Source organism: Streptomyces sp. enrichment culture, assembly GCF_964273255.1.
GTDB lineage: Bacteria > Actinomycetota > Actinomycetes > Streptomycetales > Streptomycetaceae > Streptomyces.
This window is the reverse complement of the sequence record NZ_OZ186835.1, coordinates 4,804,271-4,826,847: the sequence shown is the minus strand read 5'-3', so window position 1 is coordinate 4,826,847 and position 22,577 is coordinate 4,804,271. Positions and strand designations below refer to the sequence as shown.

Genomic DNA, 22,577 nt, shown 5'->3' with positions numbered 1-22,577 from the left:
GCGGTCACGTGCGTACCGCGGCCGGCCCGGAGGGCTCGGCTCAGAGGGTGCCGGCGGCCAGGGCCTCGATCGCCTTGCGCACGCCCTCGCCGTAGGCCGGGTCGGCCTTGGTGCAGTTGGCGATGTGGCGCGCGACCGTCTGCTCCGAGGCGCCGTTGATGGCGCGCGCGGTGTTCTCGAAGAGCACCTGCTGCTGCTCGGCCGTCATCAGGCGGAACAGGTTGCCGGGCTGCTCGAAGTAGTTGTCGTCGTCCTCGCGGAAGTTGAACCGGTCGGCGACGGCACCCACGGCCAGGGCCGGCTCGCGGTAGGCCGGCTGCTCCTGCCAGCGCCCGTAGGAGTTGGGCTCGATGCCCGGGACGGAGCCCTGGTTGCCGTCGACCCGCATGGCGCCGTCGCGGTGGTAGGTGTTCACCGGGGCCTTGGGGGCGTTGACGGGGATCTGGTGGTGGTTCACGCCGAGGCGGTAGCGCTGGGCGTCACCGTAGGAGAAGAGGCGGCCCTGGAGCATCTTGTCGGGCGAGTAGCTGATGCCCGGGACGACGTTGGCCGGGGTGAAGGCGGCCTGCTCGACGTCGGCGAAGTAGTTCGCGGGGTTGCGGTTGAGCTCCCACTCGCCGACCTCGATCAGCGGGTAGTCCTTCTTCGACCAGACCTTGGTCAGGTCGAAGGGGTGGAAGCGGTAGTTCTCCGCGTCCGCCTCCGGCATGATCTGGACGTACAGCTTCCACTTCGGGAACTCGCCCCGCTCGATCGCCTCGTAGAGGTCACGCTGGTGCGACTCGCGGTCCTTGCCGACCAGGGCCTCGGCCTCGGCGTCGGTGAGGTTCTTGATGCCCTGCTGGGTGCGGTGGTGGAACTTGACCCAGAAGCGCTCGCCCTCGGCGTTGATGAAGCTGTAGGTGTGCGAGCCGAAGCCGTGCATGTGCCGGTACGAGGCGGGGATGCCGCGGTCGGACATGACGATGGTGACCTGGTGCAGCGCCTCGGGAAGGTGGGTCCAGAAGTCCCAGTTGTTCTCGGGGTCGCGCATGTTGGTGCGCGGGTCGCGCTTCACCGCGCGGTTGAGGTCCGGGAACTTCAGCGGGTCGCGGAAGAAGAAGACCGGGGTGTTGTTGCCGACCAGGTCCCAGTTGCCCTCCTCCGTGTAGAACTTCACGGCGAAGCCGCGGATGTCGCGCTCGGCGTCGGCCGCGCCGCGCTCACCGGCCACGGTGGAGAAGCGGACGAAGAGGTCGGTCTTCTTGCCGATCTCGGAGAAGATCTTCGCGCTGGTGTAGCGCGTGATGTCGTGCGTGACCGTGAAGGTGCCGAAGGCGCCCGAGCCCTTGGCGTGCATCCGGCGCTCGGGGATGACCTCGCGGTCGAAGTGCGCGAGCTTCTCGAGGAACCACACGTCCTGCAGCAGCATCGGGCCGCGCGGACCGGCCGTCAGCGAGTTCTGGTTGTCGGCGACGGGGGCACCGGCGGCGGTCGTCATCGGCTTCTGGTTGTTCTCGGTCAAAGCTCGCTCCTCGGCGTGTGATGCGTCGCGGGTGGACCGGGCCCGGCGGGGCCGCCGGCCGTCCGAAGTCTCCGCGCGGGCTGCTGCGCGGCCCGCCGTCGGGTCCCACCCTATGTTGGACTCAGTCTAAGTCAAGGCAGTTTTCAGAATCATACCCACTCTTGAGCTGGGATCGATCGCGGCTTAGGCTGGACCCATGACTGATCTTCTGCAGAGGCTGCGCGACCGCGGCTGGCGCCTGACCGCTCAGCGTCGCGTCGTGGCCGAGGTCCTCGGCGGGGAGCACGTCCACCTCACCGCCGACGAGGTGCACGCCCGTGCCTCGCAGCGGCTGCCCGAGATCTCCCGCGCGACGGTCTACAACACCCTGGGCGAGCTGGTCTCGCTCGGCGAACTCGTCGAGGTCTCGACCGACCAGCGCGCCATCCGCTACGACCCGAACGCCCACCGGACCCACCAGCACCTGCTCTGCGACGGCTGCGGCGCCATCCGCGACGTGCACCCCACCGGCGACCCCCTCGCCGACCTCCCGGAGTCCGAGCGCTTCGGCTACACGGTCTCCGAGGCCGAACTGACGTACCACGGCATCTGCCCGGACTGCGCCGCCTGAGGCCGTCCGGCCACCGCCCCGGCCGCACCGGCCGCACCGCCCCGCCGACGCCGCCCAGGCGACGCGGCGCCGTGCGTCGCGCCCCTTATGCTCACCGCGCGAGGCGGACGGCGGAAGGCGGCGAAGTGAACTACAGGGTCCAGCCCAGCGCACAGGTCGATGACAGCGCGGAGATCGGAGCGGGCAGCAGCGTCTGGGACCTCGCGCAGATCCGGGAGGACGCACGCCTCGGCGAGGGCTGCGTGATCGGCCGCGGCGCCTACGTGGGCCCGGGCGTGCGCATGGGCGCCGACTGCAAGCTGCAGAATCACGCCCTCGTCTACGAACCGGCGGAACTGGGCGACGGTGTGTTCATCGGCCCGGCCGTGGTCCTCACCAACGACCGCAACCCGCGTTCCGTGGACCCCGGGGGCCGGCAGAAACGGGCCGGGGACTGGGAGGCGGTCGGCGTGCGGATCGCGGACGGCGCCTCGGTCGGCGCCCGGTCGGTGTGCGTGGCGCCGCTGCGCATCGGGCGCTGGGCGATGGTCGCCGCCGGGGCGGTGGTCACCCGGGACGTGCCCGACTTCGCCCTGGTGGCCGGCGTCCCGGCCCGGCAGGCGGGCTGGGTGGGGCGCGCCGGGGTGCGGCTGACCGAGCGGGAGCCCGGCGTGTGGGAGTGCCCCGCGACCGGCGCCCTGTACGACGAGAAGGACGGCACCCTCACCGAGCGCACCGCCTGACCCGCCCGGCCCGCGGACCCACGGCCGTGCCGGACGGGCCGGCCGCCGGCCGCGTCACGGGCCGGCGCTCCCGCCGCCGATGACCACCCGGCGGACCCCCCGCCACGCCTCGGGGTCGGTGGTGCGCCGGCCGTCGACCAGGACCCTGACGCCGGGCAGGTCGGCGGGGGTCAGCGTGCGGTACTCCGGATGGTCGGCCTGCAGGACGGCCGCGGTGACCTCCTCACCGGCGTGCGGGGTCAGCCCCAGGGCGGACAGCTCCTCGGCGCTGTACAGCGGGTCCGAGACGTACGGGACGGCGCCGCGGTCCTCCAGCGCCCGTACCGTCGGGAAGACCCCGGAGAACGCCGTCTCCTTCACTCCCCCGCGGTAGGCCGCGCCCAGCACCAGCACCCGGGCCCCGGCCAGATCGCCGTAGGCGGCGGCCAGCAGGTCGACGGCGTACCCGGGCATCGCCGCGTTCGCCTCCCGGGCGGAGCGCACGACGCTCGCGTCCGGGTCGTTCCACAGGTACATCCGCGGGTAGACCGGGATGCAGTGGCCGCCGACCGCGATGCCCGGCTGGTGGATGTGGCTGTAGGGCTGCGAGTTGCAGGCCTCGATGACCTTCCGGACGTCGATGCCGTTGCCGTCGGCGAAGCGCGCGAACTGGTTGGCCAGGCCGATGTTGACGTCCCGGTAGGTGGTCTCGGCGAGCTTGGCCAGCTCGGACGCCTCGGCCGTGCCCAGGTCCCAGACCCCGTTCGGGCGGGGCAGGTCGCCGCGGAGGTCGAAGTCGAGGACCGCCTCGTAGAAGGCGACGCCCCGGGCGGTGGACGCCTCGTCGATGCCGCCGACCAGTTTCGGGTAGCGGCGCAGGTCCGCGAAGACCCGGCCGGTGAGGACCCGTTCGGGCGAGAAGACCAGGTGGAAGTCTTCGCCCGCGGTCAGCCCGGAGCCCTCGGCGAGCATCGGCGCCCAGCGGGTGCGGGTGGTGCCGACCGGCAGCGTGGTCTCGTAGGAGACGAGGGTGCCCGGCCTCAGGCCCTGCGCGATCGCCTTCGTCGCGGAGTCCATCCCGCCGAAGTCCGGTACGCCGTCCGCGTCGACGAACAGCGGGACGACCACGACGACCGCCTCCGCGCCCGCCACCGCGGCGGCCGTGTCGGTGGTGGCACGCAGCAGCCCGGCGTCGACGGCCGCCTTCAGCCCGACGTCCAGGCCGTGCTCCCCCGGGAACGGCTCGGTGCCGGCGTTGACGCGCTCGACGACCCTCGCGTCGACGTCCGCGCCGACGACCCGGTGGCCCTTGGCGGCGAACTGCACGGCCAGCGGAAGCCCGATCTTGCCGAGCGCCACGACGCAGATGTCCATGACCGGGGGTCACCTCCTCTTCGGGACACGGGAGCTCTTCAGGACGCGGGAGACGGCGGACCTCATCCGGGAGGCCCGGGACGTCCGCGGCGGGTGCATCCGGGCGGTGGCGACCACCACACGCCCCTTGCCGTCGACGGTGGCGGCGGCCCGGCGGGGGTCGTCGGACCCGCCCCAGCGGCGGGACAGCGGCATGGGCCTGCCCCTGCCCCGCACGGGTATCTCGTACGTCGACCCGGCCACGTCCAGGTACACCCGCACCGACAGTTCGGCGTCCCGCCGTCGCAGCGGGACGCGGGCGTGCAGCACGGTGGCGGCACCGTCCTCGGCGGGCTCCGTGCGCTGTTCGCCCACGGGCTCGGGCAGCGCGTGACCGGCGGGCAGACGCCGCGCCCCGGGCCGGTCGGCCGACGCGGGCACGGCCCCCTCGACCAGCCGCAGCACCGCGCCGTCCACGTCACCGAGGACGGGCACCCGCACCGAGGCCGTGTAGGCGATGCCCCCGCCCGACTGCTCCCAGCCGGAGGCGAGCAGCTCGGTGCCCTGGGCGAGGCGGCCGGGAACGGCCTCCCCGACCAGTTCGAAACACCGGTCCGCCAGGCCCGCCCGGGGGTCGCGGAACCCCGGGTAGCGGGCGTAGGCGCGGTCCCCGTCCAGGACGAAGGGCGGGGCGCCGTGCAGCTTCTCGAAGGTGATCGCCGCGCACAGCTCGTCGACCGCCCCGGCGCGGGCCAGGCAGATCCGCACCCGGCGCTTGACGTCCATGGCGTCGCGGATGCCGTCGGTGAAGTAGGCGTCCGCGAGCCGGGCGATGCCCGCGCAGAGGTCCCGCTGCAGGGCGCGGTCCAGGCCGGGGAAGTCGTCCTGGACGAGCTTGGCCAGCTCCCAGGTGAAGTGCCGGCGCAGGACGGCGTCGCGCTCCTGTCCCGGCTCGATCAGACCGGCGGTGAAGTCCATGATCTCCGCCGTGCACCGCAGCCGGGACAGGTGGTCCGCCCGGTAGGTGATGTTGCCGGCGTCGCCGCGCCTGACCGCGTAGTAGCAGGTGTAGTCGGCCAGCACCGATATCCTCCGGGCGCGCACGCACGCCTCGATGGTGAACGGCTGGTCGCTGCCCACGGGCAGGTGCTCGGGGAAGCGCAGCTTGTGCTGTTCGACCAGCTCGCGGCGGAACAGCTTGGTGTTGGAGAGGGTGAACGGCAGGGCGGAGCCGTGCAGGCCGACGTCCGGGGCGTTCTCCCGGTAGAGCGCCTGGTGCACGTACCGGCCGTTGACGCCGGCCATTCGGCCGGCGACGACGTCCGAGCCGTGCTCGTCGGCGTAGGCCACCAGGCGCTCCAGGGCTTCCTCGCCCAGGTGGTCGTCGGCGCCGACGAAGTAGACGTACCGGCCGGTGGCGATGTCCAGGGCCCGGTTGCTGGGCGCCGCCGGGCCGCCGGAGTTCGCCTGGTGGATCACCCGGACGGTGTCCGGATACCGCTCGGCGAAGCGGTCGAGTTCGGCGCCGCTGCCGTCGGTGGACCCGTCGTCGACGGCGACGACCTCCAGCCGGTCCCGCCCGATGCTCTGCCCCACCAGGGAGTCCAGGCACTCGGTGAGGTACGGCATCGTGTTGTAGACCGCGACGACCACGCTGACATCCGGTACCCCGCTCATGACCGTGTCCCCGCCTCTCCCCGGGCGGCGCCGGACCGGGCGCCGGAACCCGTCAGCAGTTTCGAGTAGACCTCGTCCAGCCGCTCAGCCTGGACCTCCCAGGTCCAGGTGTCGAGCAGTCCGGACGCGTCGTAAGCGGTCCGGTACCGTCCGGCGTCCCCCAGCACCGACTTCAGGGCGCGGGCGTAGTCCTCCAGGTCCCCGGCGCGGAACACCTCGCCCTGACCGGTCCGCTGGACGGTGGCGCCCATCGTCCGCACGTCGCTGACGACCAGCGGCAGGCGAGCGTGCGCGTACTCGAAGAACTTGGTGATCAGCGCGATCTCGTGGTTCGGCCAGTGGTGGATCGGGATGACGCCCACGTCGGCCGCGGCGAGGAAGCGCGTCACCTGGTGGTGCGGCACGTAGGGCAGGACGTGCAGCCGGCCGGAGACTCCCAGCGCCTCGGCCCGCGCCCGCAGCGTCTGGATGTAGCCGGACCCGGGGTCGGGCACGACGAGGACGGTGTGCACGTCCGGCACCAGCGCCAGCGACTCCACCATGACGTCCAGTCCGCGCTGCGGGGCGGCGGAACCGCTGTACACGGCGAGCGGCACGTCATCCCCGACCCCGCACAGCTCCCGCAGGTCCGGCACCGGCTCCGCGGCCTGCTCGGCGGGGATCACGCCGTGGGGGGCGTTGAGCACGACCGTGGGGCGCTCGGCGAGGCCGTGCCGCTCCTGGAGCAGGCCGGCGAGGGTGTCGGACACCGTCACCACGGCGTCCGCGAAGCGGGCGTACTCGCGCTCGTGCGCGCACTGGGCGACGTGCCAGCGCGGGTGCGGGTCCCACGGCTTGATACCGGGCAGGAACTCGTGGGCGTCCCAGACCAGCTTGACGTCACGGCCCCGGGCGCGGGCGCGCAGGGCCGCGCGGGCCCCGACCCCGAGCATGCGGAAGTCGTTGGCGTGGATCAGGTCCGGCTCCAGAGCGTCGACGACCTTGCCGTACGCCAGCTCGAAGTCCCACAGGTGCGGGTCGAGACGGCGCCAGGCCCTGACCCCCATCGTCGTCCGCCAGAACGCGGTGGTGAGGCGGTCGAGCGCCGAGTCCATGGCCCTGCGCCGCCGGTGCAGCTGCTGCGTCCTGCGGTACCGCAGGGCCACCCAGGAGTGCAGCAGCCGGGCGAGGACGCGGGGCGGCAGCAGGCGCAGCCGTCCGAGGGCCGAGCCCTCGCGCCGGGCGAGGCCCGACCGGACGTGGAGGTCGGCGCGCCACGCCCTGACCTTCTGCCTGCGGTACGCGGCCAGGGGCCCGGGACGGTAGGCGAGCGGGGAGCGCAGCGGCGCCCGGCGGTACTCGTGGCGCCGCCGGAACAGCGGCATCGGCACGGCGAGCAGCCGGACCTCGGCGTCACCGAGGCGCCAGGTCCGGCCCACGTCCTTCCTGCTCCGGGCCCGTCCCAGCAGGACGACGTCCCACCCTGCCTCGGCGGCCGACCGGGCCTCCTTCTGCACGCGTGAGTCGCCGGTGACCCCGTTGTCGACGAGCATCACGATCCGGCCCCCGCGGGACCGTCGCGGCGTGCGGTTCTCAGCTGTCATGGCTGGTCAGGCCCTCCGGGGTGAGCGAGACGCTGCGGTTGCCCGCCGCGGAGGCGAGCACCGCCGCCGCGACCTGCACCGTCCGCAGCCCCTGGCGCAGGGTGCAGATGTCGGCGGGCACGCCGAGGACCGCGTCCCGGAACAGCTCGTGCTCGACGAGGAGCGGCTCCCGCTTGGGGATGGCGTACCGGATCATGTCGCCCTCGGCGACGCCGCGGAAGGCCCGCAAGGCCTCCCATTCGGTGGCCACGGCGGAGTTGGAGTGGAAGGTCAGGTCGGCCGTGAGGGTGTCGGCGATGAAGCAGCCGCGCTCGCCGGTGACCGAGGTGAAGCGCTCCTTGAGCGGGCTCAGCCAGTTGACGAGGTGGTTGACCATGGTGCCGTCGTCGAGGCGTCCGACCGCGGAGACCATGTCCTCGTGCTCGCGCCCGCTCTTGGAGACGGTGTGCGCCGCGACGGAGACGTACTCCCGGCCCGCGACCCAGCTGGTGAGGTCGATGTCGTGGGTGGCGAGGTCCTTGACCACGCCGACGTCCGCGACGCGGTGCGGGAAGGGGCCCTGGCGGCGGGTGACGACCTGGAAGACGTCGCCGAGCTCGTCGGCCTCCAGCCGGGCCCGCAGCGAGCGCAGCGCCGGGTTGCAGCGCTCGATGTGGCCGACACCGGCGACCAGAGAGCGCGCCTCGAAGGCGTCGACGAGGCGGCGCGCACCGGCCACCGTGTCGGCGAGCGGCTTCTCCACCAGCGCGCAGACCCCGGCCCCGGCGAGCTGCAGGCCGACCTCCTCGTGCAGGGCGGTGGGGCAGGCCACCACCGCGTAGTCGATGCCGAGGCCGAGGAGGTCCTCGACGGTGTCCAGGACGGGCACGCCCTGCGCGGCACCGTGCTTGTCGCCCAGGGGGTCGACGACGGCGACCAGGTCGACGCCTTCCAGGGCGGACAGGACGCGGGCGTGGTGACGCCCCATGGAACCGAGGCCGACCAGTCCGGCCCGCAGGCGTCGTCCGGTGCTCACAGCTCCTCCAGCGCGTTCACGGCCGTCACGATGCGCTCCAGGTCCCCCTGCGACAGGCCGGGATGGACGGGCAGGGAGACGACCTCGGCGGCGGCGCCGTCGGTCCGGGGCAGGTCCCGGGTGTGGCCCGCCTCCTGGTCCGGCTCCCAGTACGGCTTCAGCCGGTGGACGGGCGTCGGGTAGTACACGGCGGTGCCGATGCCGGCCGCGGTCAGGCGGGCCGCGGCGGCGTCGCGGTCGCCGCGGATCCGCACGGTGTACTGGTGGTAGACGTGCCGGGCGCCCTCGGCGACGGCCGGCGTGACCACGTTCGCCGCGGTGATGTGCCCGGTGAGGTACGCCGCGTTGGCGATGCGCCGTTCGGTCCAGCCGGCCAGCCTGGCGCGCTGCACCCGGCCGATGGCGGCGCAGACGTCGGTCATGCGCAGGTTGGCGCCGACGAGCTCGTGGGCGTAGCGCTGTTCCATGCCCTGGTTGCGCAGCAGGCGCAGGGTGCGGGCCAGCGCCGGGTCGGCGGTGCTGATCATGCCGCCCTCGAGGCTGTGCATGTTCTTGGTCGGGTAGAAGCTGAAGGCGCCGGCGTCGCCGAAGGCACCGACCGGGGTGCCGTGCAGGGCGGCCGCGTGGGCCTGGCAGGCGTCCTCGACGACGGCCAGGCCGTGCCGGTGCGCCAGCCGGGTGATGCGGTCCATGGCGGCCGGGTGTCCGTAGAGGTGGACCGGCAGGATCGCGGCGGTGCGCGGGGTCAGGGCCGCTTCGACGGCCGCCGGGTCCAGGCAGAAGCCGTCCGCCTCGATGTCGGCGAACACGACGTCGGCCCCGGCGAGCCGGACGGCGTTGGCGGAGGCGGCGAAGGAGAACGACGGCACCACGACCTCGTCGCCCGGACCGATGCCCAGCGCGAGCAGCGCCAGGTGCAGCGCGGACGTACCGGAGTTGACCGCGACGCAGTGGCGGCCGGCGACGAGCTCGCCGAACTCCTCCTCGAAGGCGGCCACCTCGGGCCCCTGCACCACGCGGCCGCCGCGCAGGACGCGTACCGCGGCCTCGATCTCCTCCTCGCCGATGACCGGCCGTGCGGCCGGTATCGACTCCTGGGCGTCGTTCATCGTCGTCTCCCCTCCACGTACGGCGGCCTCGGGGGCACGCCACGATGGGGACCGGGAAGGGACGGTCACGCACGCGACGCGTCACCGTGCCCGTGTCGGGGGAGGAGGCACCGGCCGCCGACGGTCCGGGATGCTGCCTCGCTCTCGGGAACCTGCCGGAGGGCGGCTGTCAGCCGCCCGGGGAAGAGGGCTCGGCCCTCAGTGACGGCAGCGGCTGATCCGGGCGGCCGTGCCGGCGGCTGATCCCGCGACGGGGGCCTCGGCGACATCGTCGGTGCAGGGGTGGGCTGTCTGCTCGGGTTGCCACGGGGGAACCTCCGCCCGGTCAAGGGTCGGCCACACCAGTACAGAGAGTGACGCTTTCTGCATCCTAAGTGACTTGGCCCGTTCGCGCCGCACGACGAAGCGCAGGACACCGGTGGTGACGGTGTCCTGCGCTTCGTGATGCCGGGCCCGGAGGCCGTTGTGCTCCCGTCGGGAGCGGAGCCGGTCAGTCCTCCGTGCTGGCGGTGACCGAGGAGGACGGCTGCTGGGCGGCGGCCGCGGTCTTCGCGGTCGTCTTCTTCGCCGGCGCCTTCTTGGTCGTCGCCTTCTTCGCCGTGGCCTTCTTGGCGGTCGTGGTGCTCTTCGCCGCCTTGGTGGCCGTGGTCTTCTTGGCGGCCGTGGTCTTCTTCGCGGCCGTCTTCTTGGTGGCCGCCTTCTTCGCCGTGGCCTTCTTGGCCGCCTTGCGGGCGGTCTTCTTGGCCGGAGCGGCCTCCTCGGCGGCCGCCTCACCGGCGGTGCCCTCGGCGCCCGCGTCGGGGGTGGCCCCCTCCGGCGCCTCACCGGCGGCGGGCGGCTCGGCCTCCGTCCGCGGGGCCGGCTCCTCGGCCGCAGCCGACGGCACGACCAGGACGGCCGTCTCCTCGGACGCGGTGGACGAGACCGGCTTGCGCACGGCGCGGCGGCGCGGGCGGGCCGGGGCGGCAGCGGCCTCGGCCGGCGCCTCCTGTGCCGCCTCGCTCTCCTCGGCCTGCGCCTCGGCCTGCGGCTCCGGCGTCGTGGCGGCCGTCTCGGCGACCGTCACCACGGCGGCCTCGGCACCCGCGGGGGAACCGGCCGGGGCGGACACCTTGCGCGTGGCCCGGCGCCGCGTACGGCCCTTCGGCGCCGCGTCCTCGGCGGACGGGACGGCCTGCTCGGACCGCTCTCCGGGCTTCTCCTCGCCCGACCCGGCCGTCTCTCCGGCGTCCTTCCCGGCGTCCTTCCCGTCGGCCTGCTCGGCGGCGGGTGCCTCGACGACCGGGTCCTCGGCGGCGGCCGGTGCGGCCTGCGCCTCGGCGGCCCGCTCCGGCTGCACGGGGCGCGCGGCCTCGTCCTCCGCCGTCACGTCCTGAGCCGTCGGCACCTCCTCGGCGGCCGGCTCGCGCCGGGCCTCCTCGCGCTTCGGCGCTCCCGCGGGGGCCGAGGCCCGCCGGCTCGCCCGGCGGCGGCTCCGGCCACGGGTGGCCGCGGCCTCCGCCTCGGCGGCGCTGCTGTACAGCTCCTCGTCGGGCTCGAAGGCGGGCGCGGGCAGCGCGACCGGGGCGGCGGTCTCCGCCGCCACCTCGGCCTCGGACTCGCGCTCGGCCTCCTGCTCCACGTCCGGCGCGGTCACGGCGGCGGCCGTCTCGTGCTCGTGGGTCTCGTGCGTGTGGTCCGCGGCACCGGCCCGCGCCCGCTTGCGGCGCTTGCCGCCGCCCCCGTTGGAGGACGGCTGGTCCAGGTGCACGATCACACCGCGCCCGTTGCAGTGGACGCAGGTCTCGGAGAACGACTCCAGCAGGCCCTGGCCGACCCGCTTGCGGGTCATCTGGACCAGGCCCAGCGACGTCACCTCCGCCACCTGGTGCTTGGTGCGGTCCCGGCCCAGGCACTCCAGCAGGCGCCGCAGCACCAGGTCCCGGTTGGACTCCAGCACCATGTCGATGAAGTCGATGACGATGATGCCGCCGAGGTCGCGCAGCCGCAGCTGGCGCACGATCTCCTCGGCCGCCTCCAGGTTGTTCCTGGTGACCGTCTCCTCGAGGTTGCCGCCCTGACCGGTGAACTTCCCGGTGTTGACGTCGATGACGACCATCGCCTCGGTCCGGTCGATCACCAGCGAACCGCCGCTGGGCAGCCACACCTTGCGGTCCAGCGCCTTGGCGAGCTGCTCGTCGATCCGGTACGTGGCGAAGACGTCGACCTCACTGGTCCAGCGGGACAGCCGCTCGGCGAGGTCCGGCGCCACGTTCGACACGTAGCCGTGGATGGTCTTCCACGCCTCGTCGCCGCTGACGACGACCTTGGTGAAGTCCTCGTTGAAGATGTCCCGCACGACCCGGACCGTCATGTCCGGCTCGCCGTAGAGCAGGGACGGCGCGCTGGCGCTGCTGCTCTTGGACTTCTTGCGGATCTCCTCCCACTGCCCCTGGAGGCGTTCGACGTCCCGGCGCAGCTCCTCCTCGCTCGCGCCCTCGGCGGCGGTGCGCACGATGACGCCCGCGTCCTCGGGGACGATCTTCTTGAGGATCGTCTTCAGCCGGGAGCGCTCGGTGTCGGGCAGCTTGCGGCTGATGCCGGTCATCGAGCCCTCGGGGACGTACACGAGGTAGCGGCCCGGGAGGGAGACCTGGCTGGTCAGACGGGCACCCTTGTGCCCGATCGGGTCCTTGGTGACCTGGACGAGCACCGACTGGCCCGACTTCAGCGCGGACTCGATGCGGCGCGGGCCGTTGGCCATGCCCAGCGCCTCGAAGTTGACCTCACCGGCGTACAGGACGGCGTTGCGGCCCTTGCCGATGTCGATGAAGGCGGCCTCCATCGACGGCAGCACGTTCTGCACCTTGCCGAGGTAGACGTTGCCGACGTACGAGGTCGACTGCTCCTTGTTGACGTAGTGCTCGACCAGCACCCCGTCCTCGAGCACGCCGATCTGGGTGCGGTCGCCGTGCTGGCGGACCACCATCACGCGCTCGACGGCCTCACGGCGGGCCAGGAACTCGGCCTCGGTGATGATCGGGACACGGCGGCGGCCCTGCTCGCGGCCCTCGCGGCGGCGCTGCTTCTTCGCCTCCAGACGGGTCGAGCCCTTGATGGACTGCACCTCGTCCGACGGCTCGGCGGCCTTGCGGGGCTCACGGACCTTCACGACCGTGCGCTCGGGGTCGTCGGCGGTGGTCTCGGCCTCGCCCCCGCTGTCACCGGCGCGGCGACGGCGGCGACGGCGCCTGCGGCTGCTGCTGGAGCCGTTGCCGGAGCCCGAGTCGGAGTGGTCCTCGGCCGACTCGTCGTCGTCCGCCGAGTCCGCAGCGTCCTCCTCGGCCTGCTCGGCGGTGTCCTCGGCGTCCTGGGCGGCCTGCTCGGCGGCGACCCGGCCGGTGTCCGCGTCCGCGGAGTCGTCGCCCTCGGTGTCGTGCTCGCCGGAGTCGCCCCGCCGGCGGCGACGGCCTCCGCGGCGGCGCCGGCGGCGCGAACCGGACGCCTCGTTGTCGTCCTGGTCGTCGCCGTCGTCGGCGTGGTCCTCGGCGGAGGAGTCGGTGTCCGTGTCCTCCTCGTCGTCGTCCTCGGAGCCGGACCGGGTCTCCTGCACCGGGGCGGCGGACGGCGCCGCCTCGGCCTCGTCGGCCGCGCCACGGCGGCGACGACGGCGGCGGGAGGCGGTCGGCTGCTCCTCGGGGAGCTCCGCCGTCTTGTCGGTGTCGTCCGCGCCGACGGCCTCGGCGGCCGCTTCGGCGGCGGCCCGCTCGGGGGTCTGGAACCGGGGCTCGGTGAAGACCGGCGGCTGGAACACGGCGACCGCGGGACGCGCGGGACGCGACCGCGCCCCGGTCCCGCTCCCGGCCTCGGCGGCGGACGCGGCCTGCTCCCCGGCGGCGGGACGCGCGGGCTCGGCGAACCCGGCGGCGGCCTTGCGGACCACGCGGCGACGGCGGCGCGGGGCGGTGTCCTCGGCCTCTGCGGCGGCGCTGTCGTCGGCCGCGGCCGACGTCCTTCCGGTGCTCCGGGTCACGCGGGGCTTCGCCTCCTCGGCGGAGGAGGACGGTGCGGCGTCAGGCGTGGTGGCCGCAGCGGCGGTGTCGCCGGTGGCGGCCGTGTCGTCGGTGGCGGCCGCTGTGCCGTCCGTCGCCGACGGGGTGGTCCCGGTCTCCGCGGGGGCGGCCGCGGCGGGTGCTCCGGCGGGCGCGGACGCCCGGCGGGTGGCCCGGCGGCGGGTACGGCGCGGGGCCTCGTCCCCGGCCTCGGCCTCGGCCTCGGCGGAAGCGGTGCCGGCCGTGTCACCGGCCGCGGCAGTGTCCTCGGCGGCCTGCGAGGACGCGTCCGCGTCCGTCACGGCGGCGGGGGCCGCGGCCTCGGGAGCCGTCGCGGCGCTCTCCTCCGGCGAGGCCACCGTGCGCGTGGCGCGGCGGCGGGTGCGGCGGGGAGCGGCGTCCGCGGAACTCTGCGCGGCGTCGGCGGCCGGGGCCGCGGTGTCGGCGTCCTCGGAGCCGGGCGTCTCCTGCGCCGCTGCGGGCGTCGCCGGGACGACGGTCTCGGCGGCCTCCGCCGAGGCGGGCGCCCCCGCGGGCGCGGCCGCACGGCGGACCACACGGCGGCGGCGGGGCGGAGCGGCCTGCTCCTGCGCCTCGGCGGGCGCCTCGGAGGTCTCGGGGGCGGCTACCGGGGTCTCCTCGGCCGTGGCGGCCTCGGTTTCCTTCTGGTCCGCCTGGTCACCGGTGCCGGACGCGTCGGCGGCGGCCACGGGCGGTGCCACGGTCTCCGCGGTGCTGTCGGTCGCCCCGGCCGGCGGTCCCGCCGGGCGTGAGGCGGCACGCCTGCGCCGACGCGGCGGCAGGGTGTCGCTGGGGCTGTTCTGGTCGGAGCCCTGGGTGGGCTCGGTCGGTTCGAGCATGCGGGCGTTTCTCCCGTCAGGCTCCCGGGCGCCGCACCTGGTCCGGCGATGCCGGTGACGTCCACGGCCCGCGCGATGCGCGTTGACCGCCGTCCGGGGCGCGGGCGCCGCACGGGAGCTCTCTGTGTCCTGTCTCGCCGGTTCCGTACACCGAATGCGCACGGCCTGGCGAAAGTCTTCTGGTCGGTGCGCTGCCCGACCCAGGTGGCTCCCGAGTTCGAGGGCGGCGCTACGACGTCCGTCCCTACGCGGGACCTTCCTTACACCGGCGCCGTCGCGGCGGCAGTGGCGCCGGCCGGATGCGGCTCGGTCACTGCTGCCTCGCGGTCGGGCGCGAGCGGGTCGGTCACCGTGCCGGCCTCTTCATCGAGCAGCCCCTGCGCCAGCCTGGTCACCGCAGCGGGGACCGGCGGCGCCAGGTCGGCCACGGCGCGGAGACCGGACAGGACGTCGTCGGGTCGTACGGCAGGCGTCACGTGCCGAACAACCAGCCGCAGTATCGCACAGGGCTGGTCGCTCGGCCTATCGGCCGAGGAGGTGTGCGTTTCCACGCTCTCCAGGACAACGACCGCGGAACGGGCGTCGAACGTGCGCACGCCGTTCTTGGTGCGGCGCTGCACCTCCACCGTCCCGGCCGCCTCGAAGGCGTCCACCGCGCGGCGGGCGTCCTCGGGGTCGACACCGTCCAGCCGGATCTCCCACACGGAGGCCGTCAGCCGGTCGGCCAGGCCCGAGGTGCGGGCCTCCACCGCGTCGACGATGTCGAGGCCGGTGGGCATCGACGCGTCGAGCAGGGCCCTGAGCCGCTCGGGGTCGCGCGGCTCGGTGAGCGCGATCTCCAGGAACTCCGCCTCGCTGCCCGTGCCGGTGGGTGCGGCATTGGCGTACGACACCTTGGGGTGCGGGGTGAAGCCCGCGGAGTACGCCATCGGTACCTCGGCGCGGCGCAGGGCACGCTCGAAGGCCCGCTGGAAGTCACGGTGGCTGGTGAACCGGAGGCGGCCGCGCTTGGTGTAGCGCAGACGGATGCGCTGCACCGCGGGTGCGGGCGGCGGGCCTTCGGGCTGTCGCTTGCCCAGGGGTTCTTCTCCTCGTGGGAAGGGAGGCGCGGTGTGCGCCGCCCTCTGTCGTACGGCGGTCGGACCACCGACTCCGGCTGTCCGGCCCCTGCGGGTCCGGCACGGGGACAGCGGTCGTTGCTCTCTCCAGAGTACGTCCAAGACGGCCCCCGGAGTTCCCGGTCACCAGCCGGGATCACCGCTCCCCGCTCCCCCGGCACCTCCGGGGGCCACGGAGCGGCTACTGCCGGGTTCCCCGTGCCCGGGCCCGCCATGCCTGCCCTGCGGGACGGCACCGCGGGCGTGTCCGCCGTCCGGGACGACGGCGTGAGGAGCGCCACCCCGGGCGGCGGACCCGTATGCAGGAACCCCATGAGCTCGACCTCCATGGGTGGGGACTCCATGGGTGGGGACTCCATGGGCGGGATCTCCATGGGCGCCCGGCCCATGAGCCGGGACGTCCGGGGTGAGGCTCCCGATATGTATGCACCGTGTACGACTTCTGCACGAGAAGTAGTAGGTCCAGATATGCAGTCCGAGGCATACGACACCATCACGTGCCCAAAGGGCACCGGTATCAGCGGCCCGAACTCCGTCGGTCGACCGCCCGGGCCGCGCCCGCCGGACCCAGGAGCGCCCGGCGGATGTCGGCACGCACCCGCCCCGCCGACGCGCGGGCCGACGCCAGAGCCTCCCGGACGGCTCGCCCCACACCCCGAGCCGTCCGCACCGCAGGCCGCAGCACGCCATCCCGGACGACGTGCCCGACCGGCGTCAGCACGCTCCGGTACACCCACTGCGCCGGCTCCCAGACGGCCCACCGCAGAAGGGCCAGCAGGAACCGCCCGACGGCGAGCGAGATGTGGCCGGCGACACGCCAGCCCTGCACCAGCGCGTCCCGGACCTCACGCCACACCACGGCGAGCGCCCGGCCCACCGGCACCAGCACCCACCGCCACACGGCCAGCGCGGGCAGCACCAGGACCACCCTGGCCAGCCAGTACAGCACCGCGCCGATGCCGGCCGCGAGCAGACTCCCCGCCCGGGCGACGCCCCGCCCGCACCACAGCACGGCATGCCCGACCGGGGTGAGCACCCACGTGTACAGCCACACCGACGGCACCACGAGCAGCCACCTCACCAGCCACGCCAGCCCCCGATACACCCCGACCCCCACCGCGGCCACCACAGCACCCACCGCCCGCGACACCCACACCACGGCGTGGCCCAGCGGTGTCAACAGGTGCCGGTACAGCCACCCGGCGGGCACCACGACCAGCACGTGCACCAGCCAGGCCAACGCCTTGCCGAGCGGCACGAGCAGGTACCGCCACAGCCCCACGAACGGCCACACGAACACCGCCCGCCCCAGCCACAGCAGCGCCCGCTCCACCGGCCGCAGCACTGCGTCATTCACCACGCGTCCGGCGACCACCAGCGCGTCCCACAGCATCCGCACCGGCAGCACCACGACCAGCGCCACGATCCGGACGGGCAGACGCACCGCCGCGACCAGACAGCCCTCACCCTCCGGCGCCCGGACATCCCCCTGCTTCTCCAGATCCATACCCATGAGGACGCCCCGGACGGCTCCCCGGATGCACACCGCAGCGCAGGTCCGCCCCCGTTCCTCGGCCCCGGTCCCCGTGGGCAGGTGTCTCACCGACGGCAGTGGCCGCAGCAGCGACGCCGACGAGTCCGGGGCCGGAGCATGCCGGCGACCGGCGCTGCGTAGAGTCAGCCCCGGTCACGTGCGGATGCACGCCGATGGAAGGGGAGGGCGTGGGAGCAACCGCGGCGGCGCGCAGTGTGATGCGTGCGCGGGTCGGGTCGGGGCTGGTGGTGGCGGTGCTCCTGCTGCCCTTCGGGAGTGGGGCCCTGGCCCGGGCGGGAGTGGTCGCCGAAGCCACCACGATCCCCGTCGGCCTGCTCGCCATGATCGCGGGATACGTACTCCTCACCGCGATGTGGGAGGAACGCTCCCCGTTCCGGCACGCACCGCGGAGTCTGACGGCCCGCACCCTGACCGGCCCACGCACGGTCGACCTCGGCCGGATCACCACCGTCCGGCTGGTGACGACCTTCTCGCAGGCCGGGGTGTACCGCACCGTGGTGGTGCGTGACGCTGATGGTGTGCGGCTGGGCCTGACGACGGGGAGGAGCCGCGAGCACCTGCGCCGAGCCGTCGAACAGGCGGAGAGCCACGCCGGACGAGGGGGCACCGGGCCCCGGGTGAGCCGTGCCGCCACGGCGTATCTCGGTCTCACCCGGGGGCGCGGACTCGCCGTCCACACCGTCCTCGCGTTTCTGTGCACGACGGTGGGCATGAGCCTCTACCTGTCGGTCGTCATCCGGCTCGGCGGACAGTGAGCCCTCCACCCGCGAGAACCCCTGACCTCCTGAACTCCTGAGCACTGCCACTGCCAGGCAGGTCGCCCCCACGTGGCAGGCCACTGGAACAGCGGCGCTGCGCCATGCAGCTCAGGAATTCCGCTTGATCCGGTATCGCTGGACGACGAAGGCAAGCGATGCAACGAGGGCCGCGAACCAAAGCCCGATCTCGACCTGGCCGAATCCCGAACCCAGGAACAGCAGCACGACCAAGAAGACGGCAAGAATCAGAGCCATTTTCGCTACGAGAGGCTTCACAATAGCTCCTGACTACGCACCGCTGCCACGAGACCCCCAGGCGCGGACCTTGCCGCCGGCGTCATTGAACTCGGCGTACGCGTGATATTCGAAGATGACCGCACCCGGATAACTGCGGCGTGGCGACCTTGCTGCTGTTCTCGCCGCCATCGGCCTCAGTCTCCTCGGGAGTGACGGTGACTTCGTCCGGAACGCTCAGCGCAGCGCCCCCAGGCGGCACGACCTCTGCCCACCGCTCCGGAGTCAACGGCTTGCCGTCGCCTCCGACAGCACTCCCGTCCTCATCGAATACGGCTTCCTCGACCCTCAACTCGGTACGACTCGGATACGATTCGGATCATGCGCGAGGCGCCAGAGAGTCGCCGCTCATACCGTCGCAGATATGACCCCTCCGGCCACAGTTCCCCGCCCGCGACGGGCACGCAATACGCGCACCACTATTCCTCTATGTCATCGGTCTGCGCAAGCCTTCGTGCCATGAACACGATCCCCGATCTCGCACATGAAGATCATATGAAGCCGGCGACCGATTGCGCAAGCGTGCGAGCAGGGTCTTCGCTTCACGAAGAGGGAGACCATTCCCGCCCAGATGCCTTTCCTCAAGAAAGGCTCAAATTCCCGGGTATTGAATTCAAGATTGAACAATAAGCCAGGCGTTGCGACCTGTCGCTGAGGGCGTCGCGGACCCCAACTGCCCCGACACAGCTCCGGCGGAGCGGGCAGGATGCGATGGCCCGCTCCGCCGGAGCGTTGGTTCGGACGGCCGGAGCCGTGGTCAGGTCAGTGGGAGTGACCGCTCGGTACCGGTCCGCTGTTCTTGACCGTCAGCGGCAGCAGCTTCTTGCCGGTGGGGCCGATCTGGATGCTGGTGTCCATCTGGGGGCAGACGCCGCAGTCGAAGCACGGGGTCCAGCGGCAGTCGTCGACCTCGGTCTCGTCGAGGGCGTCCTGCCAGTCCTCCCAGAGCCAGTCCTTGTCGAGGCCGGAGTCGAGGTGGTCCCAGGGCAGGACCTCCTCGTAGGTGCGCTCGCGGGTGGTGTACCAGTCGACGTCGACGCCGAACTGGGCGAGGGCCTTGTCGGCGCAGGCCATCCAGCGGTCGTAGGAGAAGTGCTCGCGCCAGCCGTCGAAGCGGCCGCCGTCCTCGTAGACCGCGCGGATGACCGCGCCGATGCGGCGGTCGCCGCGGGAGAGGAGGCCCTCGACGATGCCGGGCTTGCCGTCGTGGTAGCGGAAGCCGATGGAGCGGCCGTACTTCTTGTCGCCGCGGATCTTGTCGCGCAGCTTGCCCAGGCGCTCGTCGGTCTCCTCGGCGGAGAGCTGCGGGGCCCACTGGAAGGGGGTGTGGGGCTTGGGGACGAAGCCGCCGATGGAGACCGTGCAGCGGATGTCGTTGGAGCCGGAGACCTCGCGACCCTTGGCGATGACGCGGGTGGCCATGTCGGCGATCTGGAGGACGTCGTCGTCGGTCTCGGTGGGCAGGCCGCACATGAAGTACAGCTTGACCTGGCGCCAGCCGTTGCCGTAGGCCGTGGCGACGGTGCGGATGAGGTCGTCCTCGGAGACCATCTTGTTGATGACCTTGCGGATGCGCTCCGAGCCGCCCTCGGGGGCGAAGGTGAGGCCGGAACGGCGGCCGTTGCGGGTCAGTTCGTTGGCCAGGTCGATGTTGAAGGCGTCGACGCGGGTGGACGGGAGGGAGAGACCGATCTTGTCTTCCTCGTAGCGGTCGGCGAGGCCCTTGGCGATGTCGCCGATCTCCGAGTGGTCCGCGGAGGACAGGGAGAGGAGGCCGACCTCCTCGAAGCCGGTGGCCTTCAGGCCCTTGTCGACCATGTCGCCGATGCCGGTGATCGAGCGCTCGCGGACCGGGCGGGTGATCATGCCGGCCTGGCAGAAGCGGCAGCCGCGGGTGCAGCCGCGGAAGATCTCCACGGACATCCGCTCGTGGACCGTCTCGGCGAGCGGGACGAGGGGCTGCTTGGGGTAGGGCCACTCGTCGAGGTCCATGACGGTGTGCTTGGACACGCGCCACGGGACGCCCGAGCGGTTGGGGACGACGCGGGCGATGCGGCCGTCGGGCAGGTACTCCACGTCGTAGAAGCCGGGGACGTAGACGCCGCCGGTGCGCGCCAGGCGGAAGAGGAGTTCCTCGCGGCCGCCGGGACGGCCCTCCGCCTTCCAGGCGCGGATGATGCCCGTGACCTCGAGCACGGCCTGCTCGCCGTCGCCGATGACGGCGCAGTCGATGAAGTCGGCGATGGGCTCGGGGTTGAAGGCCGCGTGGCCGCCGGCCACGACGATGGGGTCGTCGAGCGTCCGGTCCTTGGACTCCAGGGGGATGCCCGCCAGGTCCAGCGCGGTGAGCATGTTGGTGTAGCCGAGCTCGGTGGAGAAGCTCAGGCCGAACACGTCGAAGGCCCGCACGGGGCGGTGGCTGTCGACGGTGAACTGCGGGACCCGGTGTTCCCGCATCAGCGCCTCGAGGTCCGGCCAGACGCTGTAGGTGCGCTCGGCCAGGACGCCGTCCTGTTCGTTGAGGACCTCGTAAAGGATCATGACGCCCTGGTTGGGCAGTCCGACCTCGTAGGCGTCGGGGTACATGAGCGCCCACCGCACGTCGCAGCCGTCCCAGGGCTTGACCGTGGAGTTGAGCTCTCCGCCGACGTACTGGATCGGCTTCTGCACATGCGGGAGGAGCGCTTCGAGCTGCGGGAACACAGACTCGGCGGCTTCGGCAGGCATCTCGCGAACCTTCGTGTGCTGACGGGGGTCTCCCGGCGCTGCCGGGAGGGGTGACCATCCAGCCTAACCCGGTCGGGCGGGTCCCCCGTACGCCCCTCAGAGCGCGATACCCCGGGTGATCGACCTCCAGGTGTCCGGCAGGGCCGCTTCGGTCAGCTCCGCGCGGCGTTCCTCGCGGGCGTGGAGGACGCCGTAGGTGAAGGTGTCCTCCCCGGCGGCGTGGGCGACGGCGGCGAGTTCGCGGAGGGTGTGGCGGGCCATGACGCTGTCCTGGTGGTCGCCGAGGAGTTCCTGGAGGGACTTCATGACCTTGACGAGGTCCTTGGCGTCTCCGCCGAGGGCGGGGACGGCGGCTTCGGCGGCGTAGCGGGTGCGCTTGGTCTTCTTGCGGGCGTCGTGGAGGGCGAGGTCGCGGTCGTGGCCGGGCGGGAGGTCCAGGGCCCGGGTGACGAGGCCGGAGAGCTTGTCGAGGTCCTTGCGGACGGCCCGGGTGAGGACCTTGGCGGGCTTGGCGTGGGCCTTCTTCCGCAGGGGCGGGTCCGCGAGCAGGGCGTCGAGGGTGTCGAGGAGGGCGAGGTGGCGGGCGGAGTCCAGGACGCCGGTGACGTGGCCGTGGGCGCTGCTGCGGCGGGCGCGGGACCAGGTGGCCAGCCGGTCGTGGACGGGACCGCGGACGAGGTCGTCGGGGAGGCCGTCGAGGGCGGTGGTGAGGCGGTCGGCGAGGACTTCCTGGTCGCGCTCCAGGCCGAGTTCGCCGGCCAGCCATTTGAGGTCGGCGCCGATGGGGTCGGTGGTGTCGCGGTGCAGGACGGAGCGGAAGCTGCGGAAGGTGCTGCGCAGGCGGCGGGTGGCGACGCGCATGCGGTGCACGGCGTCGGGGACGTCCTGGCGTACGGCGGGGTCGAGCTCGACCAGGGCGTCGCGCTGGGCGCGGACGTAGGCGAGGACGTGGTCGCCGGCGGTGACGGGTTCGCCGACGGCGCGGGTCTTGCGCTTCTTGCGGGGGGCGGCGGCCGGGGACGGGGCGGGGGCGGGTGCCGCGCTGTCGGGTGCGCGCGGGGTGGTGGCGGCGGGGGCGGTGGCGGTGAGGGCGCGGGCCAGTTTGGAGGGCGAGGCGGAGGGGCGCAGGCCGGCGTCGCGCAGGTGCTCCTCGATCTGGTCGAGGAGGGCGGGGTCGCCGTCGTCGGCGAGTTCGACCTCGATCTCGGTCCACCGGGTGGTGCCGCCCTGGCCGGTGAGGCGTTCGGCGTGGACGGTGTCGATGCTGGCTTCGGCCAGGAGCCGGCCGTCGCTGTCGAGGAGGTGGCGCACGTCGCGGTCGGAGCGCAGCCGGACCAGGGGGGTGACGGCGCGGTCGCGGACGCGGGAGCGGACGAGGCGGGCCAGGCTTTCGGGGAGTTCGTCGGAGAGGGGGGCCCGGATCTCGTCCCGTACACCGGGGGCGACCGGGAACTTCAGGTGCCAGCCGGCGTCGGAGCCTCCGGTGCGGCGGCGCAGGGTGATGGAGGCCGCGGCGAGGCGTTCGTCGGCGGTGTCGTAGTACGTGGCGTCGAGGTGGGCGACGCCCCGGTCGGCGACGGACGCGACACCGGGGACGCCGGTCAGGTCGGGCAGCCGACCGTCGGTCGATTCGTACTTCCGCTCGATCTCGCGCTTGGTGTCCGCCATGACGTGACTGTAGT

General features: G+C 73.2%; 15 protein-coding genes. 3 read left to right on the top strand and 12 right to left on the bottom strand.

Annotated features, from left to right (window positions below):
* Positions 1-40: 40 nt before the first annotated feature.
* Positions 41-1,480 carry a catalase gene (locus ACSU53_RS20915; protein ID WP_437033310.1) on the bottom strand — a complete coding sequence of 480 codons (1,440 nt, stop codon included), beginning with the start codon at positions 1,478-1,480 and terminating at the stop codon, positions 41-43.
* A gap of 220 nt (positions 1,481-1,700) precedes the next feature.
* Here ACSU53_RS20915 and ACSU53_RS20910 point away from each other — a divergent pair, with 220 nt between their 5' ends.
* Positions 1,701-2,114 (top strand): Fur family transcriptional regulator, encoded by a 414-nt coding sequence (locus ACSU53_RS20910; RefSeq protein WP_437029895.1) that lies wholly within the window; start codon positions 1,701-1,703, stop codon positions 2,112-2,114.
* Between the two features lie 125 nt (positions 2,115-2,239).
* Positions 2,240-2,836 (top strand): acyltransferase, encoded by a 597-nt coding sequence (locus ACSU53_RS20905; RefSeq protein WP_437029893.1) that lies wholly within the window; start codon positions 2,240-2,242, stop codon positions 2,834-2,836.
* A 54-nt stretch (positions 2,837-2,890) separates the two neighbouring features.
* Here the strand turns inward: ACSU53_RS20905 and ACSU53_RS20900 are convergent, their stop codons facing one another.
* The 8 genes from ACSU53_RS20900 to ACSU53_RS20865 form a co-directional block, all read right to left on the bottom strand.
* Positions 2,891-4,189 (bottom strand): nucleotide sugar dehydrogenase, encoded by a 1,299-nt coding sequence (locus ACSU53_RS20900; protein ID WP_437029891.1) that lies wholly within the window; start codon positions 4,187-4,189, stop codon positions 2,891-2,893.
* A 9-nt stretch (positions 4,190-4,198) separates the two neighbouring features.
* Complete coding sequence (locus tag ACSU53_RS20895) at positions 4,199-5,845, bottom strand: glycosyltransferase family 2 protein (RefSeq protein ID WP_437029889.1); 1,647 nt, start codon at positions 5,843-5,845, stop codon at positions 4,199-4,201.
* Positions 5,842-7,428 (bottom strand): glycosyltransferase family 4 protein, encoded by a 1,587-nt coding sequence (locus ACSU53_RS20890; RefSeq protein WP_437029887.1) that lies wholly within the window; start codon positions 7,426-7,428, stop codon positions 5,842-5,844. The genes ACSU53_RS20895 and ACSU53_RS20890 overlap by 4 nt, the downstream gene beginning before the upstream one ends.
* Positions 7,418-8,443, bottom strand: a complete 1,026-nt coding sequence (locus ACSU53_RS20885) for a Gfo/Idh/MocA family protein (protein WP_437029885.1) — start codon at positions 8,441-8,443, stop codon at positions 7,418-7,420. Before ACSU53_RS20885 ends, ACSU53_RS20890 begins: the two co-directional genes overlap by 11 nt.
* Complete coding sequence (locus ACSU53_RS20880) at positions 8,440-9,552, bottom strand: DegT/DnrJ/EryC1/StrS family aminotransferase (protein WP_437029883.1); 1,113 nt, start codon at positions 9,550-9,552, stop codon at positions 8,440-8,442. Before ACSU53_RS20880 ends, ACSU53_RS20885 begins: the two co-directional genes overlap by 4 nt.
* 490 nt (positions 9,553-10,042) lie before the next feature.
* Positions 10,043-14,443, bottom strand: coding sequence for an Rne/Rng family ribonuclease (locus ACSU53_RS20875; protein ID WP_437029881.1), 4,401 nt, complete (start codon positions 14,441-14,443; stop codon positions 10,043-10,045).
* A 260-nt stretch (positions 14,444-14,703) separates the two neighbouring features.
* The gene (locus tag ACSU53_RS20870) at positions 14,704-15,480 is read right to left on the bottom strand and encodes a TIGR03936 family radical SAM-associated protein (protein ID WP_437029879.1); all 777 of its coding nucleotides are present in this window, start codon (positions 15,478-15,480) and stop codon (positions 14,704-14,706) included.
* A 598-nt stretch (positions 15,481-16,078) separates the two neighbouring features.
* The gene (locus ACSU53_RS20865) at positions 16,079-17,068 is read right to left on the bottom strand and encodes a hypothetical protein (protein ID WP_437033308.1); all 990 of its coding nucleotides are present in this window, start codon (positions 17,066-17,068) and stop codon (positions 16,079-16,081) included.
* Positions 17,069-17,283: 215 nt separating this feature from the next.
* Here ACSU53_RS20865 and ACSU53_RS20860 point away from each other — a divergent pair, with 215 nt between their 5' ends.
* Positions 17,284-17,871, top strand: coding sequence for a hypothetical protein (locus ACSU53_RS20860; protein WP_437029877.1), 588 nt, complete (start codon positions 17,284-17,286; stop codon positions 17,869-17,871).
* Positions 17,872-17,982: 111 nt separating this feature from the next.
* On the opposite strand, the gene ACSU53_RS20855 is transcribed toward ACSU53_RS20860, so the two are convergent.
* From ACSU53_RS20855 to ACSU53_RS20845, 3 genes are all read right to left on the bottom strand, one after another.
* Positions 17,983-18,129 (bottom strand): hypothetical protein, encoded by a 147-nt coding sequence (locus tag ACSU53_RS20855; RefSeq protein ID WP_437029875.1) that lies wholly within the window; start codon positions 18,127-18,129, stop codon positions 17,983-17,985.
* An 801-nt stretch (positions 18,130-18,930) separates the two neighbouring features.
* Positions 18,931-20,895 (bottom strand): TIGR03960 family B12-binding radical SAM protein, encoded by a 1,965-nt coding sequence (locus ACSU53_RS20850; protein WP_437029874.1) that lies wholly within the window; start codon positions 20,893-20,895, stop codon positions 18,931-18,933.
* 96 nt (positions 20,896-20,991) lie between these two features.
* On the bottom strand, positions 20,992-22,563 hold the full coding sequence (locus ACSU53_RS20845) for a CHAD domain-containing protein (protein WP_437029872.1): 1,572 nt from the start codon (positions 22,561-22,563) through the stop codon (positions 20,992-20,994).
* Positions 22,564-22,577: the final 14 nt, after the last annotated feature.

Bases quoted from the DNA above. Each gene is read 5' to 3' on its own strand.
- ACSU53_RS20915 (WP_437033310.1), bottom strand. From the start codon at position 1,480: ATGACGACCGCCGCCGGTGCCCCCGTCGCCGACAACCAGAACTCGCTG.
- ACSU53_RS20910 (WP_437029895.1), top strand. From the start codon at position 1,701: ATGACTGATCTTCTGCAGAGGCTGCGCGACCGCGGCTGGCGCCTGACC.
- ACSU53_RS20900 (WP_437029891.1), bottom strand. From the start codon at position 4,189: ATGGACATCTGCGTCGTGGCGCTCGGCAAGATCGGGCTTCCGCTGGCC.
- ACSU53_RS20895 (WP_437029889.1), bottom strand. From the start codon at position 5,845: ATGAGCGGGGTACCGGATGTCAGCGTGGTCGTCGCGGTCTACAACACG.
- ACSU53_RS20890 (WP_437029887.1), bottom strand. From the start codon at position 7,428: ATGACAGCTGAGAACCGCACGCCGCGACGGTCCCGCGGGGGCCGGATC.
- ACSU53_RS20880 (WP_437029883.1), bottom strand. From the start codon at position 9,552: ATGAACGACGCCCAGGAGTCGATACCGGCCGCACGGCCGGTCATCGGC.
- ACSU53_RS20875 (WP_437029881.1), bottom strand. From the start codon at position 14,443: ATGCTCGAACCGACCGAGCCCACCCAGGGCTCCGACCAGAACAGCCCC.
- ACSU53_RS20865 (WP_437033308.1), bottom strand. From the start codon at position 17,068: ATGGATCTGGAGAAGCAGGGGGATGTCCGGGCGCCGGAGGGTGAGGGC.
- ACSU53_RS20855 (WP_437029875.1), bottom strand. From the start codon at position 18,129: ATGGCTCTGATTCTTGCCGTCTTCTTGGTCGTGCTGCTGTTCCTGGGT.
- ACSU53_RS20850 (WP_437029874.1), bottom strand. From the start codon at position 20,895: ATGCCTGCCGAAGCCGCCGAGTCTGTGTTCCCGCAGCTCGAAGCGCTC.
- ACSU53_RS20845 (WP_437029872.1), bottom strand. From the start codon at position 22,563: ATGGCGGACACCAAGCGCGAGATCGAGCGGAAGTACGAATCGACCGAC.